The sequence below is a fragment of the Mycolicibacterium sichuanense genome (assembly GCF_033741125.1).
Classification (GTDB): Bacteria; Actinomycetota; Actinomycetes; order Mycobacteriales; family Mycobacteriaceae; genus Mycobacterium.
On sequence record NZ_JAWQPU010000001.1, the window covers coordinates 411,406 to 427,132 of the forward strand.

Annotated in this window: 15 protein-coding genes; 10 read left to right on the forward strand and 5 right to left on the reverse strand. The window is 70.9% G+C overall.

Going from position 1 to position 15,727, the window contains the following annotated elements; genetic code table 11:
* Positions 1–30 precede the first annotated feature (30 nt).
* The 3 genes from SBI80_RS02010 to SBI80_RS02020 are packed head-to-tail and all read right to left on the reverse strand — an operon-like array spanning position 31 to position 2,393.
* Positions 31–696, reverse strand: a complete 666-nt coding sequence (locus SBI80_RS02010) for a cutinase family protein (protein ID WP_318972758.1) — start codon at positions 694–696, stop codon at positions 31–33.
* Positions 697–720: 24 nt separating this feature from the next.
* Positions 721–1,398: a cutinase family protein gene (locus SBI80_RS02015; RefSeq protein ID WP_318972759.1), complete on the reverse strand. Its 678-nt coding sequence runs from the start codon at positions 1,396–1,398 to the stop codon at positions 721–723.
* A gap of 5 nt (positions 1,399–1,403) precedes the next feature.
* A complete protein-coding gene (locus SBI80_RS02020; RefSeq protein ID WP_318973641.1) occupies positions 1,404–2,393 on the reverse strand; it encodes an EamA family transporter in 990 nt (329 codons plus the stop codon).
* Between the two features lie 126 nt (positions 2,394–2,519).
* On the opposite strand from SBI80_RS02020, the gene SBI80_RS02025 reads away from it, so the two are divergent.
* Both SBI80_RS02025 and eccB read left to right on the forward strand, forming a co-directional pair.
* Positions 2,520–3,077: a CGNR zinc finger domain-containing protein gene (locus SBI80_RS02025; protein WP_318972760.1), complete on the forward strand. Its 558-nt coding sequence runs from the start codon at positions 2,520–2,522 to the stop codon at positions 3,075–3,077.
* A gap of 51 nt (positions 3,078–3,128) precedes the next feature.
* A complete protein-coding gene (gene eccB, locus SBI80_RS02030; RefSeq protein ID WP_318972761.1) occupies positions 3,129–4,505 on the forward strand; it encodes a type VII secretion protein EccB in 1,377 nt (458 codons plus the stop codon).
* On the opposite strand, the gene mycP is transcribed toward eccB, so the two are convergent.
* Complete coding sequence (gene mycP / locus SBI80_RS02035) at positions 4,470–5,819, reverse strand: type VII secretion-associated serine protease mycosin (protein WP_318972762.1); 1,350 nt, start codon at positions 5,817–5,819, stop codon at positions 4,470–4,472. The two genes, eccB and mycP, sit on opposite strands and share 36 nt — an antisense overlap.
* A complete protein-coding gene (gene eccD / locus SBI80_RS02040; RefSeq protein WP_318972763.1) occupies positions 5,816–7,192 on the reverse strand; it encodes a type VII secretion integral membrane protein EccD in 1,377 nt (458 codons plus the stop codon). Before eccD ends, mycP begins: the two co-directional genes overlap by 4 nt.
* Here eccD and eccCa point away from each other — a divergent pair.
* The 8 genes from eccCa (at position 7,145) to SBI80_RS02080 (ending at position 15,725) form a co-directional block, all read left to right on the forward strand.
* Positions 7,145–10,720, forward strand: a complete 3,576-nt coding sequence (gene eccCa / locus SBI80_RS02045) for a type VII secretion protein EccCa (protein WP_413232614.1) — start codon at positions 7,145–7,147, stop codon at positions 10,718–10,720. The genes eccD and eccCa overlap by 48 nt on opposite strands.
* A complete protein-coding gene (locus SBI80_RS02050) occupies positions 10,717–11,844 on the forward strand; it encodes a type VII secretion-associated protein (protein ID WP_318972765.1) in 1,128 nt (375 codons plus the stop codon). Before eccCa ends, SBI80_RS02050 begins: the two co-directional genes overlap by 4 nt.
* Positions 11,845–11,911: 67 nt before the next feature.
* On the forward strand, positions 11,912–12,229 hold the full coding sequence (locus SBI80_RS02055; RefSeq protein ID WP_318972766.1) for a WXG100 family type VII secretion target: 318 nt from the start codon (positions 11,912–11,914) through the stop codon (positions 12,227–12,229).
* Between the two features lie 64 nt (positions 12,230–12,293).
* A complete protein-coding gene (locus tag SBI80_RS02060) occupies positions 12,294–12,590 on the forward strand; it encodes a WXG100 family type VII secretion target (RefSeq protein WP_318972767.1) in 297 nt (98 codons plus the stop codon).
* Between the two features lie 314 nt (positions 12,591–12,904).
* Entirely contained in the window at positions 12,905–13,348 is a 444-nt protein-coding gene (gene rplM / locus SBI80_RS02065; protein WP_318972768.1) for a 50S ribosomal protein L13, read from the forward strand.
* 128 nt (positions 13,349–13,476) lie between these two features.
* The gene (gene rpsI, locus SBI80_RS02070) at positions 13,477–13,869 is read left to right on the forward strand and encodes a 30S ribosomal protein S9 (RefSeq protein ID WP_489685598.1); all 393 of its coding nucleotides are present in this window, start codon (positions 13,477–13,479) and stop codon (positions 13,867–13,869) included.
* A 90-nt stretch (positions 13,870–13,959) separates the two neighbouring features.
* Positions 13,960–15,294, forward strand: coding sequence for a phosphoglucosamine mutase (glmM, locus tag SBI80_RS02075; RefSeq protein ID WP_318972769.1), 1,335 nt, complete (start codon positions 13,960–13,962; stop codon positions 15,292–15,294).
* A gap of 125 nt (positions 15,295–15,419) precedes the next feature.
* Positions 15,420–15,725 (forward strand): DUF7162 family protein, encoded by a 306-nt coding sequence (locus SBI80_RS02080; RefSeq protein WP_318972770.1) that lies wholly within the window; start codon positions 15,420–15,422, stop codon positions 15,723–15,725.
* The last annotated feature ends 2 nt before the right edge of the window (positions 15,726–15,727 follow it).

Below are 15,727 nucleotides of genomic sequence, written 5' to 3' on the forward strand. Positions count from 1 at the left end.
CTGGTGATATCCGATGGCTCGTCGGGTTCGTTACAGCAGGCCGGCGATGAAGTTCGCCGCGTCGTTGGTCGGGCCGCCGGCGTAGGCGCTGTGCGCGGGCACGCTCTGACCGTCGGTCTGGCATACCGGATCGCCACCGTTGCAGAGGTCGATCGCGCGGGGTCCCCACACCGGGCTGGTGGTCAGCGGCAGGCCGAGCTTTGCCGATGGGTTGCCGAACACCGCGATGCCCGCGACGAAGTCGGGGGTGTTGGGCGGGAGCGGGTTGGTGAATCCGACCGCAGGGATCGGCACCGCGGCGATGACGTCCATGACGGCCGCGCCCTGCGAATACCCGCCGAGCACCAGCCGGGTGTTGGGGCAGGCGCCCATCATGTACTGGATGTGGGCGCTGGCATCGTTGGCTCCGTTGGCGGCGGCCAGGAAGTCGTAGGTCGCCGGGTAGTCCACCGCGTAGGAGCCAACCGAGCGTCCACCCACCTTGGAGCGCAGCGAGTCGACGAAGGCGCCTCCGACGCGTCCCAGCCCGGCGGCTTCGGTGGTGCCCCTGGCGAAGACCACCTGGATGTCGGGGCAGTCGTCGGCCGATGCGAGCCCTAGACCTGCCGTCGGCACGATCGAGACGACCGGGGCGACGACGGCCAGACAGGCCGTTGCAATGGCAAGGAACGCGCGTTTGACCAGATCGAGAGCCACGCTGAATCCTAACGCGTAAACGGGCTAAACAAGTCCGGCGACGAAGCCGGCGGCCTGGGGGATGAACTCCGAGGTCTCGTAGTGGGTGTGCGCGAACGGGTTGCGACCGCGCGAGCAGATGGGGTCGCCGTCGGCGCACAGGTCGATGGCGCGGCCCGCGAAGGTCGAGTTGGTGATCGGGATGGAGAACTTGGTCGACGGGTTGCCGAACACGGCGACGGCGGCGACGTGCGGATCGAGGCCGGCCGGCAGCGGCGGCGCCGAACCGATCTCGCCGATCTTGTTGCCCAGCGGCGGGATGCCGGCAAGCATGTCGACCACGGCGGCGCCTTGCGAGTAACCACCGAGCACGATGCGGGTGTTCGGGCACTGGGCGGCGAGCGAACTGATGTAACCGGTCGCGTCGTTGGCGCCGTCGGCGGCGGTCAGGAAGTCGTAGGTGGCGGGGTAGTCGACGCCGTAGGAGCCGATGGTCTTGCCGCCGATCAGCGGGGTCAGCGAATCGACGAGCGCCTGCCCGACGCGACCGATGCCAGGGGGCTCACTGGTTCCACGCGCGAACACCACCTGCACGTCGTTGCAGGCCTCGGCGGAGGCGGCGGGAGCCACCGCCACGGGGGCGACGGCGCAGCCGACGGCCGCCACGGTCGCGGCCAGTCGAGTGGGCGTCCTGAGCTTGATCACTAGCCCATCTTCACACATTGCTGTTAGCTGCGGCGAACGTCCGACTCGGTGGTGACGCCGTCGGCGGGCATGTCGGGCCACGACGCCTCGGCGACCTTCTCCGTGCGGTCGCCCTGACGAGCCAGCACTAGCCCGGCCAACACCACGACGGCGCCGATGCCCTGGATCGTCGTCAGTGCCTCGCCGAGCAGCGCCCATGCGGCCAGCACCGCGAACATCACCTCGGCCAGCCCGACGAGTGACGCGAAGCGCGGGCGCAGGCGGGCGATGCCCATGATGCCGAGCAGATAGGCGATGGCGGTGGGAATTAGGGCGAGTGCGATGACGGGGACCAACCAGGACGTGGTGATGCCCGCGACGACTGTGTCGTTGGTGGTGAACGCCAGCGGGAGCAGCCCGGTTGTGCCAAGGAGTGCGACGCCGATGGCGCCGACGATCAGCCCGCCTGCCGCCAGCGTGATCGAGTTCAGGCCGCCGTCGTCGACCCCGTTGGTGCTGACCTCGTCGGACATCATGAAGTAGCAAGCCGCGCAGACCGCCGCGGCGAGGCCCCAGCAGACGCCGACGGCGTTGACCCTGGCCCCGGACAGGCCGTCGCCCTCGAAGATGCCGAGCACCAGCATGATTCCCGCGACGGCGAGTGCGACACCGACCATGGTGAGGTTGCTGGGTCGGCGCCGCGTGGTGGCCCACAACCAGCCGACGACGAGGATGGGCGAGGTGTACTCCAGCAGCAGCGCGACGGCCACCGACAGATGCGACACGGCGTTGTAGTAGCAGAGCTGGGCGCCCGCGATGGGCACGATGCCGTAGGCCAGCACGGTCCGGCGATGCCGAACGGCCTCACGCAGCCAGCCGGGCCTGCGCCACGTGGCGTAGGCCGCCATGGCGACGGCACCGCCCAGCAGCCGGGCGGTGACCGCGGCGGTGGGGCTCCAGCCGGCCTCCATCAAGGCCTTGGCCAGCGGACCCGACAACCCGAAGGCGAAAGCCGAACCGATGGCGAACAGCATGCCGAGCCGGAACTGGTCGCTGGTGGGTCGGACCTCGGTCGTCGCCGTCACGTGGCACCTCCCGGCATGTAATGAGTAAAATCAATGACGCACATGACGCTACGGCCCAGGAGAATCAGCAGTCAAATGATATTCAGTCATGACACTGAGCTCACACTCCGCGCGGCCTGTGTGCTGATCAACACCGATCGCGTGGACGGCGAGCAGCTCGGTGACATGGTGGCGCTCGACGGGTATCTCGACGGCTTTGGGTGGACCGGGCGGCGCGACCGGGACGACGCCGAGATCGAGTCGGTACACCGGTTGCGCACCCGGCTCGGCAAGATCTGGACCCACGCCGACGACGAGGAGCGCGTCGTCGGCCAGGTGAACGCCCTCCTGAGCGACACCCGAGCCGCGCCGTGGCTCACCCGCCATGCCGAGATGCCGGAGTGGCACCTGCACCTGGCGTCGATCCACGATCCGCTCTGGCAGCGGATGGGCGCGGAGATGGCGATGTCACTGGCCGACCTCATCCGGGCTGGTGAACTGCGCCGGCTCAAGACGTGCGCGGCGCCCGACTGCGACGCGGTCCTCGTCGACCTGTCGCGCAACAGATCGCGCATGTTCTGCGACACGGGCAACTGTGGCAACCGTCAACACGTCGCGGCCTACCGGGAGCGCCAGGCCCGCGACGGGTCCTAGCCCCGACATTGGTGCGGGCAGCCGTCGTGTGGCGCAACTAGGCTCGACCTGGTGACGACGCGACTTCAGTTGAGCGCGCAGCGTTTTCGGGCGCGTCGAATGATGCACGCGCTGGTGCGCGGGGACGTCGCGATGCATGACGACCCGTTGCGCGCGCAGTCGGTGGCGATCGCGATCGGCGCCGCGGTCGCGGCGATCGGCCTCGTCGCGGGTGCCGTCGTCACCCTGGTGGCGCCGCAGGGCGTGCCCGAGTCCGCGCCCATCGTGATCTCGCGGGAATCCGGCGCCCTGTACGTCCGCGTCGGCGACACCCTGCATCCGGTGCTCAACCTCGCCTCGGCGCGTCTGGTCGCGCGCACCGCGGCGAATCCGGTACCGGCCGGCGACCGTGCCATCCAGGAATCCAGACGTGGCCCGTCGATGGGCATTCCGGGCGCTCCCGCCAGCCTGGGAAGCCCCGCACCCGGGGCGTCGTGGACGGTGTGCGACGACGAGCGGACCGTCGTGGCCGTCGACGGCTCGCCCCTCGAAGACGGGCTGGCGCTGCGCCCGGTGCTGGTGACGCCGCGCGGGGAGAGCGCCGCGGTCACCTACCTCCTCTACGACGGCCGACGAGCTGCAGTGGATCTGCGAAACCGTGCGGTGGTACGTGCGCTTCGCCTGAACGACGTTCTGCCCGTCCCGGTTTCGCGGGCACTACTCGATCTCGTCCCGGAGGTTCCGGCCATCGCGGCGCCTCCCATCCCGGGGGCCGGCGAGCCGGGCCCCGCCTCGCTCGGCGGTGCGACCGTTGGGTCGGTGGTGGTGGTTCGCCGTGCCTCGGACGCCGACTACTACGTCGTCCTGCGCGACGGTGTGCAGCTGATCGGCGACGTGGCGGCCGACCTGATCCGGTTCACCTACGACCGTCACGCGCGGCCCGTCGTGGCGGTGGCCCCGGCCGTGATCGCCGCCGCGCCGATCGCCGGACCCCTGCCGGTGGGCACGTTCCCCCGCCAGGCCGGGACGCCCGTCGGGCTAGCGGACCGTCTCCCCGTCTGCGCGCAGTGGCGCCACCGCGACGCGGCAGCGCCGACCAACGTCGTCGTCCGGGCCGGACGCTCGCCGTTCGACGGGCCGACGGACCTGGTTCAGGCCGACGGGAATGGACCCAACGTCGATGCCGTGGTGATGGCCGGCGGGACCAGCGCCTACGTCCGGTCCGCGAGCATCGTCGGGGACGAGGCCGGTGCCGGGGGACCGCGCTTCCTCGTCACCGACGCCGGCGTGGTGTTCGGCGTGCACGACGACGACTCGGCGACCGCCCTCGGCCTGAGCCGGCCACCGCAGCCGGCGCCGTGGCCGATCCTCGCCCACCTGCCTCGTGGACCCGAACTGAGCATCGCCGCCGCCTCAGTCGTTCGCGACGGGCTTTCCCCGCCGTCGTGACCGGCGCGTCGACGCCGCGATCACCAACGTCACCAGGGCGACGCACCCCGCCGCGCCGATCAACGACGCCCGACGGGACGCCGCGCCGGGGTGCGCTGGCGGCGGTCGACCGCCGACGACGGCCGGGCTCGGCACCGGTGACGGCCGTGCCCCGGTGCTGCTGACCGCCGCGAGCGCGTCGACGACGCCGTGACCTTGCCACGGATCCCATCCCGCGGCGGGATGGTGCGCGGTGTCCTCGATCGTGCGCATCACCTGTCGCGCCGTGAGCTCGGGGGAAGCGGCCCGCACCAGGGCGGCGATTCCCGTCACGATGGGCGCTGCGTAGCTGGTACCCGAAAGCGGTTTGCGCCCAGTCGAATCGTGGACGCTGTCGACGAGCCCTTCACCGCGCGGGCTCAGCGACACGACGGCTTCACCGGGTGCGGCCACGTCCACCCACGGCCCGGCGAGGGTGAACGCCGACGGCGCGCCCGCGCGGTCGACGGACCCGACCGTCAGCACGTAGTCGTCGTACCAGGCCGGGCTGGTGACGACGTCGACCGCATCCCAGTTCGGCCGCCCGGGATCGGCGGGATCGGGCGCCGGGTTCTGCCGGGGACACTGCCCGGCTCCGCCGACGTTGCCTGCCGCGGCGACCACCACGACGTTCTTGACGTCGACGGCATAGGCGAGCGCGGCGCCGAGGGCACGGTCGTCGAAACCCTGCTCCGCGGGCACGCAGGCGACCGACGAGATGTTGATGACGGTGGCGCCGGCGTCGGCGGCGGTGCGCACGGCGGCGGCCAACGTGTCGACGTCACCCACGCCGGCGCCACCCGATCCCTCGATTACCCGAAACAGGTTGCTCGACTGGCGGATTGCCAGGATTCCGGCATCCGGGGCGATGCCGCCGAAACCCTCGGGGCCGGAGGCAGCGCCGATGATCCCGGCGACGATGGTGCCGTGACCGTCGCAATCCTGGGTGCCGTCACCGGAGGAAACGAAGTCACCGCCAGGCAGTAGGTGGGGCAGCAATCGGTGCCGGGCGACGCCGGTGTCGATCACCGCGACGGTCTGGCCCGCCCCCTTGGTCAAGCGCCACAACGCTTCCTGCTCGGCGAGGTCCAGCGGTGTCCTCGAGGTCTGCGCCGCGGGCACGTCCTCGACGCAGGCGTGCGTCTGCTCGGTCGGTGTTCGCGGGGCGGGCGGGCCAGCCGGTGGCAGCAGTCCGCCGTCCACCGGTGCGGGTGTCACCGCCGACGCGAGCGGCGCAACCCACGTGGCGACGGTGGCGACGATGACGGTGACCACGCGCAGCACCGGCCCGGTCACCGGCCTGCCAGCTGGCTCAGGAACGCGTAACCACCCGCCACCCAGCATGCCGCGGGGACCACCGCTGCCAGTGCGACGTACTCCACCCGGTCGAGCCATCGGGCCACCGCCGCACCTGTGACGGGAACCCTGCCCAGGGTGAGCCCCACCAGGATCAGACCCCCGGCCACCGGACCTGCGTACCCCGGTCTCGTCTGGCATAGGACGGCCAGGCCCGCGGCGAGGCACGTCGATCCCGTTGCAAGCAGCGCTAGTTGGCGTACGGCGTCGGCCTGGCTGCGGGCGCGCAGGACCAACGCCGTCCCGACCGCGGCGGCGAACGCGGTGGCGGCGACCGGGTCGGCGGTGCGGGCCGCGTTGGCCATGACGACGGTGCCCACCGCCGCACCCGCGGCACACCCCGCGACGAGCCCGGTCAGGATTGCGTGACCGGCGGCGGCCCGCTCGTCGACGTCGAACCGTGGCTCGGTGGCCAGGTCCGCCGCCCACACCGCCGTCCGTGGGGCCAGGGTCAGCAACCCGACGGCCGTGGCAGCCAGCACCGCACCGGCCGTCGACGTCGGCATGGCCACCAACGTCGCGGCCGCCGTCGGCAGCGAGAGCCCCGCCGCGGCGGTCATCACCGCCGACGGGTGCCCACCCAGTCTGATCAGCAGCAGCGACGAGCATCCGGCGGCGGTTGCCGCGAGGAACACGTTGGGCGCGGCCGGGCCGGACGGGACCGCTAGAAAACCCGCTGCCCCGGCCAGCAGCACCGCCGCCAGGCCTGGCGCCCCAGCACGTATCACCGTCACCGCCGTGGCCAATGCACCGACGGCGGCGATGATGGCACCGGTCGTGGCGTGCGACGAACCCGCGGTCCCGATCAGGAATGCCGATGCCAAGGCGGCGGTGGACACGCACGCCGCAGGCATCAGGCGCTCGCCGACGTCGAGGTGCGACGACGTCGCGGCGGCCACCCGACGGCAGGGATCGACCCACGCCGCGCCGAAGCGCGGCGCCGGATCCCGGTGCAGGATGAGCAGCTCACCGTCGTGAACGCCGTTGTCGGTCAGCGATAGTGACTCCTCGAGGGGTTGACCGGCCGGGCGTTCGAGGCGCCACCGGCGCGGTGTCTCCGATGCGACGTCTCGATGATCGACCAACTCGAGAATCGCGGGCAGCAGTTCGATCACCGGTGCACCCGATGGCAGGGCGAGGTCGATCGCCACCGGATCACCTTCGCGGTCGGTCCGTATGCAGACACGTGAGACGGACAGCGGATCACCCCCATGCTCGAGCCGTGCACTCACGGTAGCGGCACGGGTGACCACCGATCGTCGGCAATGTTCGTCGAAATTGGGTGGAACGAAACCGGCTTCGCGCACGTCCATCAATTCGTGGAGGTACTCGGGGGTGATGGCGGTGAGATCGTCGTGCGACGTCCACCGCAGGTGCCGAAGGAGCCGCCGACGAACCTGGTCGCCCGGCTGCTGCCGGTGGGGACGCTGGTCGCCATGGGGGCGATGACGGTGCTGTACTTCAGCTCCGGGGCGGCGATGCCACGCAGCCCGATGTTCTTGTTCCTGCCCGTCATGATGTTGGTGTCGGTGCTCGGCTCGGTGGCCCATCAGTCCAGGGGAGCGCGCCGTGGTGGCGAACTCGACCAGGACCGACGTGGATATCTGCGCTACCTCGACGATCTCGACCGCACGCTGGTGAAAGTCGCCGAGGCGCAACATCTGTCGTTGCACCGGCGGCATCCGGATCCGGCGTCGTCGTGGTTGCTGGCCGGTTCACGGCGGAGGTGGGAGCGCCGGCCTTCGGACGCCGACTTCTGTCATGTGCGCGTAGGGGTCGGGACGGTCGGGTTGGCCGTTCCGCTCGTCGTGCCCGATCTGGGGCCTCCCGAGGAACGGGATCCGGTGACCGGGGCCGCCGTCGAGCGGGTGGTGGCGCATCGGTCGACGGTCTCGGACGCGCCCGTCACCGTCGATCTGCGGGCTCACCCCTGCCTCGCCGTCGACGGCCCGATGGAGGCGGCGCGGTCGCTGGTGCGGTCGATGGCGTGCCAGCTGGCGGTGACACACGGTCCCGACGTGGTCGGCATCACCGCCGAGGGACGGTTCGCGGATACGCATTGGGACTGGCTGAAGTGGCTTCCGCACCATCGGGTCTCGCACGATCGCGATGGCCCCCGACATCGCCTGGTGATCGTCGACGGCGAGGCGGGCGGGCGGACTCCGGCCGACGGCGAGACCGTCGTGATCGTCGGCGGACACCCGGCGCCCGAATGCGTACGGCTGGACGTCGCCGGCCAGGACACGGCCGAGCGGCCCGACGCGCTGACCGCAGTACAGGCGGTGGTCTGCGCCAGGGCGCTGGCCCGGTTCCGGCCGTCCGGCACGGGCACGTCCGGATGGGCCGAGCTCGTCGGCATCGGCGATCCGGCGCGCCTGGACCCGGAACGGGTCTGGCAGCCACGGACGCACCGGCACCGACTGCGGGTGGCCATCGGCGTGGACGATCTCGGCGCTCCGGTGGAACTGGATCTCAAGGAGGCCGCGCGCGGCGGGATGGGACCGCACGGGCTCTGCGTCGGTGCCACGGGTTCGGGGAAGTCGGAATTCCTGCGGACGCTGGCACTGGGGCTGGTCGCCACCCACGCGCCGGACGAGCTCAACCTGGTATTGGTCGACTTCAAGGGTGGCGCAACATTTCTCGGCTTCGAGCGGTTGCGGCACGTGGCCGCCATCGTGACGAATCTGTCCGAGGAGGCGCACCTGGTCGCGCGCATGCACGATGCGCTTGCCGGTGAGATGACCCGGCGCCAACGGTTGCTCCGCACGTCGGGTGGCTTCGCCAACGCTCGTGACTACGCCGTCGCCCGCGCAGGTGGCGCCCCCCTCGCCGCACTGCCCGCGCTGTTCGTCGTCGTCGACGAGTTCTCCGAATTGCTCAGCCAGCACCCCGACTTCGCCGAGCTGTTCGTCGCGATCGGCCGCGTCGGCCGCTCGTTGGGCATGCATCTGCTGCTGGCCAGTCAACGTCTCGACGAGGGTCGGTTGCGCGGGCTGGAGACGCACCTGTCCTATCGCGTGTGTCTGAAGACGTTCTCCGCGAGCGAGTCCCGCGCCGTCCTGGGCACCTCCGATGCCTACGACCTTCCCGCCACGCCGGGGGCGGCGCTGTTGAAGTCCGCCAGCGGTGAGCTGATCCGCTTCCGCGCGGCCTACGTGTCCGGGCCGTCCGCCGCATCCGCCGGGGTGCCGGTGCCGTCGCGGTTCACCGCCGCGGGCCCACGCGACGAGGCCGTCGCGACGGGCCCGACGCTGCTGGAGACGGTGGCCGACACCCTCGCCGACCGGGGCGCGCTGGCGCACCAGGTGTGGCTGCCACCGCTGGACGGTTCGCCGACCCTCGGGGCGCTGCTGACCAGGGTACCGACACCGTTCGAGGTGCCGATCGGACTGGTGGACAACCCTTTCGGGCAGCGTCGTGACGTCCTGACCGTCGACGTGCGCGGTGCCGGCGGGCACGTCGCCATCGTCGGTGGCCCTCGGTCGGGGAAGTCGACGGCGCTGCGGACCCTGGTGCTTGGGCTCGCCGCCGGCCACGATCCCGACGCGGTGCACGTCTACGGCCTGGATCTGGGTGGCGGGTCGCTTGCGGCGCTCGCGTCGCTTCCCCACGTCGGGGCGATGGCGGGCCGGTCCGAGCGAGACCTGGCGTGGCGGATCGTGTCCCACGTCCATGGGGTGGTCCGAGAGCGGGAGGCCCAGACCCACTCTGGCCGATCTCCCTGGCGCAGTCACACCTTCCTGGTCGTCGACGGGTGGTCGGTGCTGCGTCGGGAGTTCGACGGAATGGAGGAGACCGTCACTGCGATCGCCGCCCAGGGGCTGTCAGTGGGCGTGCACGTGGTCGTCGCCGCGGCCCGGTGGGCCGACCTGCGCCCGGCACTGAAGGACCAGCTCAACACGAGGATCGAGCTGCGGCTCGGAGATCCGGCCGACTCCGAGATGGACAGGAAGCGGGCGCGGCTGCTCGCCGGTCGTCCCGCCGGACACGGAATCACCTCGGAGGGACTGGAATTCGTGATAGCCACCCCGCAGGTCGACGGAGTGGACGCCAGTGCGATGGCGCGCCGCCACCAGGGCCTGGCGGCGCCGGCGGTGCGTCTGCTGCCGTCGGCGGTGCCGCACGCCGACGTGGTCGACGGCTGCCCAGAGGGCGTCACGGTCGGGTTGGGGGAGACCGACCTGGCGCCCGTCTCGGTCGACTTCACCGCCCACCCGCACTTGCTGATCCTCGGCGACACCGAATGTGGCAAGACCGCCGCGCTGCGCACGGTGTGCCACGAGATCGTGCGTACGCAGCCGCCCGAGGGGGCCCGCATCGTGGTCGTGGACTTTCGCCGGACATTGCTCGGCGTCGTCGAGTCCGAGCATCTCCTGGGCTATGCGATGTCACCGGCCGCGGCCGAGTCCCAGCTGGCCGGCGCGGTGAATCTGCTCGGGTCGCGGATGCCCGGTGACGGGGTCACCCAGCGGCAGTTGCGGGACAGGTCGTGGTGGTCGGGTCCCGAGGTCTACGTCGTCGTCGACGACTACGACCTGGTGGCGACGGCATCCGGCAATCCGGTGCTGCCGCTGCTCGACCTGCTGCCGCATGCCCGCGATCTTGGACTGCACCTAGTGGTCGCCCGTCGCTCGGGTGGTGCGGCGCGGGCCATGTTCGACCCGGTCCTGACACGCCTGCGCGAACTCGGCTGCATGGGCCTGATGATGAGCGCCAGCCCGGACGAAGGCGTGCTGCTGGGAACGAGGCGACCGGGCCCGCTTCCGGCGGGACGCGGGACCTTGATCCGGCGGGGGCATCGCGACGAGCTGGTCCAGGTGTCGTGGACGGATCCACCGTGAGCGTCGTCGTGGTGGGCCCCACGGTGATCAACGGACCCCGCCCCGTCGACGCCGATCTGGCCGCGGCGGCGCTGGAGTGCCTCGACGACCCCCTTGCGCTCATCGACGACACCGCCATGCCGGCCGACGAGGTCTGGCGCGACGTGGTGGGCCGCGCAGTCGGTGGGGCGTGTGCACGGATCGTTCTGATCCACCCGTCGTGGTGGGCGCCGCCGCGGGTCGAGCGCGTGCTGGCCGCGGCGAGACACTGGGCACCCGAGGTCATCGCGCGTCGTCGCTCGGAGCTGTCGATCACCGGAACGGCGACGGTGGAGGTGGCTCCGGAACTGGTCCTCGTGGTCGCCGGCGGGCGACGCCAGGCGATTGCCAGGGCTGGCCCAACGCGCGACGTCGTCACCGCGGTCGTGGCCGGTCTGACCGGGCTCCTGCGCGTCACGGTCGACGTTCCGACGGGAGCCGGACCGCTCGGCGCCGAGATCGCCCAGGAGCTGCGGCGACGAGGGGTCGGGGTGACAGTTGGCGACGACGCCACGCTGCTGCGCGCGGCCCGCCCGGCACCGGCGACCCCGCGGACGACGCCATCATGGCGCGTTCCACCCCGTGCCGCGGCGGTGGCGGTCGCGGTGGCATCGGTGACGGCCCTGACCGCGCTGGCCTTCGGTACGGGGGACGAGGGCCCGGCGATCGGCGAGGTGACGTGGCTCGTCGACGGACGGGTCGCGGTCGAGGTTCCGGCCCGCTGGACGGTCGAGCGGATCACCGGGGGACCGGGATCGGCTCGGGTGCAGATCATCTCCCCGGAAGATCGGCTGACGGCCGTCCACGTCACGCAGTCCCGGGTGCCCATGGCGCAGACGCTGGAGGCAGCCGCCGAGTCGTTGCGGGGCGCGCTGGCTGGTGAACCGGAGGGGGTCTTCGTCGACTTCGCCGCGGCGGGGGAGCGCGCCGAGCGCGCGGCGATCACCTATCGGGAGGTGCGTGTCGACCGGCACGTCGAATGGACGGTGGTGCTCGACGGTGGGGTGCGGATCGCGATCGGCTGTCAGGGTGCGGCACCGGACAGCGAACCCGCGCAAGTGTGCGACCGGGCGGTCCGGTCGGCTCATGCGGTGGCGCCAAATTGATTCGGCGACAAAGGAACCGATGGGCCGTTCGGTGCGTCCAACCATTCATACCGATCACGACGAAGGGATGCCGATGACCAGTGGAGCCTTGAACACCGACCTGGGTCTGATGTCGACCGTGGCGGGCAAGATCGACACCCGCAACGACGAGACCGCCGCCATGCTGCGGGCCTTCATCGGCCAGATGACCAGCGTTCCGCCCTCGGTGTGGGGCGGGGCCGCAGCGCTGCGGTTCCGCGAGGTCGTCGACCGGTGGAACACCGAGTCGCTGGCGTTGCACCAGTCCCTGCAACGCATCGCCGAGACCATCCGCACCAACGAACGCACGCTGCGCGAGGCGGCCGACGTGCATTCGCACCGCATCGCCGCGGTCGACGCCCGATAGCCCTCCCGAACCACGACACCAACCCCGACCACCAACCCCGACCACCAGCCAAGATGGAGCAACGATGGATCCGGTTCTGTCCTATGACTTCAACGCCATCGAATACACCGTCCGACAGGAGATTCACCAGACCTCCGCGCGCTTCAACGCGGCCCTGGACGAGCTGCGGGCACAGATAGCGCCGCTGCAAGCGGTGTGGACCCGCGCGGCCGCCGAGGCGTACCGCGTCGAACAGGCCAGGTGGGACCGGTCCGCGGCAGCCCTGAACGAGATCCTCGTCGCGCTGGGCAACGCGGTCCGCGACGGCGCCGAGGAGGTCGCCGACACCGACCGTCGGGCGGCCGGCGCCTGGGGGTTCTGACCCGCCGCCACCAGACCCTGTGCGGTCCCGACCGGGAGGAGAGCCCGGGAGGGACCGCACAGTCGGCTGCGGCAAGGCTCTGGACTGCACCGATCGGATCTTGGGTCGGCGGGCCGACCCCGCGGGCTCGGGGCGGATGCGGCGTTTTGACCTGCACCGACGGTCGCCGGTAGGCTGCTCGGTTGGCGCGCGGTGAGTCCAGTGGACTCTGCGGGTCCTCGGGTCTACGTCGGTCGCCGAGGACTCCAGCTGCAAGCGCCGGACCGACCCCCTGGCAACCCCGGGGACAACCCGAGAGAAGAGAAGGTAGCGCTGTGCCTACGTACACGCCGAAGGCGGGTGACACCACGCGCACGTGGTACGTCATCGACGCCACCGACGTGGTCCTCGGCCGGCTCGCCGTTGCAGCAGCAACCCTGCTGCGCGGCAAGCACAAGCCGACGTTCACGCCCAATGTCGACGGTGGCGACTTCGTCATCGTCATCAACGCCGACAAGGTCGCCATCGGTGGCGACAAGCTGGCCAACAAGTTCGCCTACCGCCACTCGGGTTACCCGGGCGGCCTTCGCCGTCGCACCATCGGCGAAATGATGGAGAAGCACCCCGAGCGGGTCGTGGAGAACGCGATCGTCGGCATGCTCCCCCACAACAAGCTGAGCCGGCAGGTCCAGAAGAAGCTGAAGGTGTACGCGGGTCCCGATCATCCGCATGTCGCCCAGCAGCCGGTTCCATTCGAGATCAAGCAGGTGGCCCAGTGACCGAGACGACTGACGTGACCGACGTGACCGAGGTCGACGACGTGGTCGAGGAGCCCGAGGGCGTCGCGACCGAGGTCGACGACGTCGAGGTCGCCGCCGACGACGCGCCCGCGCCGCGGGAGCCGCTCCTGATCGACCGTCCCATCCAGACCGTCGGCCGCCGCAAGGAGGCCGTGGTGCGAGTGCGCCTGGTGCCTGGCACCGGCAAGTTCAACCTGGACGGCCGCTCGCTGGAGGAGTACTTCCCGAACAAGGTGCACCAGCAGCTCATCAAGGCGCCGCTGGTACTCGTCGACCGGGCCGACAGCGTGGACATCTTCGCCCACCTCGACGGTGGCGGCCCGTCCGGGCAGGCGGGCGCGCTGCGTCTGGCCATCGCCCGTGCGCTCATCATCGTGCAGCCCGAGGACCGGCCGCCGCTGAAGAAGGCCGGCTTCCTCACGCGTGACCCGCGTGCCATCGAGCGCAAGAAGTACGGTCTGAAGAAGGCCCGCAAGGCGCCTCAGTACAGCAAGCGCTGATCCTCAGTTCTGTTTGGCCGCGAGCAGTGCACGGCCGGTTACGTCCTCGGACCCCGGTCGTGCGCTGCTCGAGGTGTATCTAGGAGGGGCATGGCCCGACTGTTCGGCACCGACGGAGTCCGCGGCGTCGCCAATCGAGATCTGACCGCCGAGCTGGCGCTGGCACTCGGCTCGGCCGCGGCCCGCCGGCTCGGAAGCTCCGGCGGTCGACGCCGGGTCGCCGTCGTGGGCCGCGATCCGCGGGCCAGCGGCGAGATGCTGGAGGCCGCGGTGATCGCGGGCATCACCAGCGAGGGCGTCGACGCCCTGCGCGTCGGGGTGCTGCCCACCCCCGCGGTCGCCTACCTGACCGGTGCCTACGACGCCGAGTTCGGGGTGATGATCTCGGCATCGCACAATCCCATGCCGGACAACGGCATCAAGATCTTTGGTCGCGGCGGGCACAAGCTCGACGACGCCGCCGAGGATCGCATCGAGGAGCTCCTCGGTGCGGGTCCGGGCAGTCGTCCCATCGGCGCCGGGATCGGCCGGGTGGTGGATGCCGGTGACGCCCTCGAACGCTATCTCGCTCACGTCGCCACCGCTGCCCCTGAGCCCCTGGACGGGCTGACCGTCGTGGTGGACTGCGCGCACGGCGCCGCGTCGACGGCCGCCCCGCTGGCCTATCGAGCCGCCGGTGCGACGGTGATCGCGATCAACGCAGAACCCAACGGGCTCAACATCAATGACGGCTGTGGCTCGACACACATGGACGTGCTGCAGTCTGCCGTGCTGGCCCACCACGCCGACTTGGGTCTGGCCCACGACGGGGACGCCGACCGCTGTCTGGCCGTCGATGCCCTCGGTGAGGTCGTCGACGGAGACGCCATCATGGTCATCCTCGCCCTGGCCATGCGTGACGCCGGACAGCTGGCGTCGAACACCCTGGTCGCCACCGTGATGAGCAACCTCGGTCTGCACATCGCCATGCGCGCCGAGGGCATCGAGGTCCGCACCACTGCCGTCGGTGACCGGTACGTGCTCGAGGAACTGCGCGCGGGCGAATACTCCCTCGGCGGTGAGCAATCCGGGCACATCGTCATGCCATCGCTCGGTACCACCGGTGACGGCATCGCCACCGGACTGCGGTTGATGTCGAGGATGGCGCAGACCCGCTCGAGCCTGGCGACGCTCGCGGCCCCGATGCAGACCCTGCCGCAGGTGCTGATCAACGTCGCGGTGGCCGACAAGGCCACCGTCGCCGAGGCTCCCTCGGTGCAGTCCGCGGTCGCCGAAGCCGAGGCCGAACTCGGTGACACCGGTCGAATCCTGTTGCGCCCGTCGGGAACCGAGCAGGTCGTTCGGGTGATGGTGGAGGCCGCCGACGAGGACACCGCGCGCCAGCTGGCGGCCCGCGTCGCGGATTCGGTGAGCGAACACCGCTGAGCCGACCGCTGGCGTGGGTTACGTCAGCTGGCAGAAGGCCGTTCGATGCACCCTCGGCCGGGTCGAGGTGTCCTGAACCTCGAATGGGTGGAACCGGGCGGGCGTGCGCTGCGTCGTAACCCGATATGGGAGAAAACGAATCCGCCCGGGTGGACGCCACGGCACTCCTCGCGGTCGCCAGACGGTACGACGACGTCGCCGACCTCGTCGAGGACGTCCTGCGAACGCAGCTGCGGCGGTTGAGCTTCGACGGTGCGATCGCGGGCGCCGACCACGCCGCCGACGGCGATGCGCTGCGCAGGGCCGTCGAGGACGTCGTCGGCCGATTGCCGATCTGGGCGAGGGCGCTGCGGGAGATCGCCACCGCCCTGACGGTCTCAGCCCATCGCTACGCCGTCGTCGACGCCCGCGTCGCGCTGCGGCTGGGGTGACG

Bases quoted from the DNA above. Each gene is read 5' to 3' on its own strand.
- SBI80_RS02015 (WP_318972759.1), bottom strand. From the start codon at position 1,398: ATGTGTGAAGATGGGCTAGTGATCAAGCTCAGGACGCCCACTCGACTG.
- SBI80_RS02020 (WP_318973641.1), bottom strand. From the start codon at position 2,393: ATGCTGTTCGCCATCGGTTCGGCTTTCGCCTTCGGGTTGTCGGGTCCG.
- SBI80_RS02025 (WP_318972760.1), top strand. From the start codon at position 2,520: ATGATATTCAGTCATGACACTGAGCTCACACTCCGCGCGGCCTGTGTG.
- eccCa (WP_413232614.1), top strand. From the start codon at position 7,145: ATGTTCGTCGAAATTGGGTGGAACGAAACCGGCTTCGCGCACGTCCAT.
- eccD (WP_318972763.1), bottom strand. From the start codon at position 7,192: ATGGACGTGCGCGAAGCCGGTTTCGTTCCACCCAATTTCGACGAACAT.
- SBI80_RS02055 (WP_318972766.1), top strand. From the start codon at position 11,912: ATGCCGATGACCAGTGGAGCCTTGAACACCGACCTGGGTCTGATGTCG.
- SBI80_RS02060 (WP_318972767.1), top strand. From the start codon at position 12,294: ATGGATCCGGTTCTGTCCTATGACTTCAACGCCATCGAATACACCGTC.
- glmM (WP_318972769.1), top strand. From the start codon at position 13,960: ATGGCCCGACTGTTCGGCACCGACGGAGTCCGCGGCGTCGCCAATCGA.
- SBI80_RS02080 (WP_318972770.1), top strand. From the start codon at position 15,420: ATGGGAGAAAACGAATCCGCCCGGGTGGACGCCACGGCACTCCTCGCG.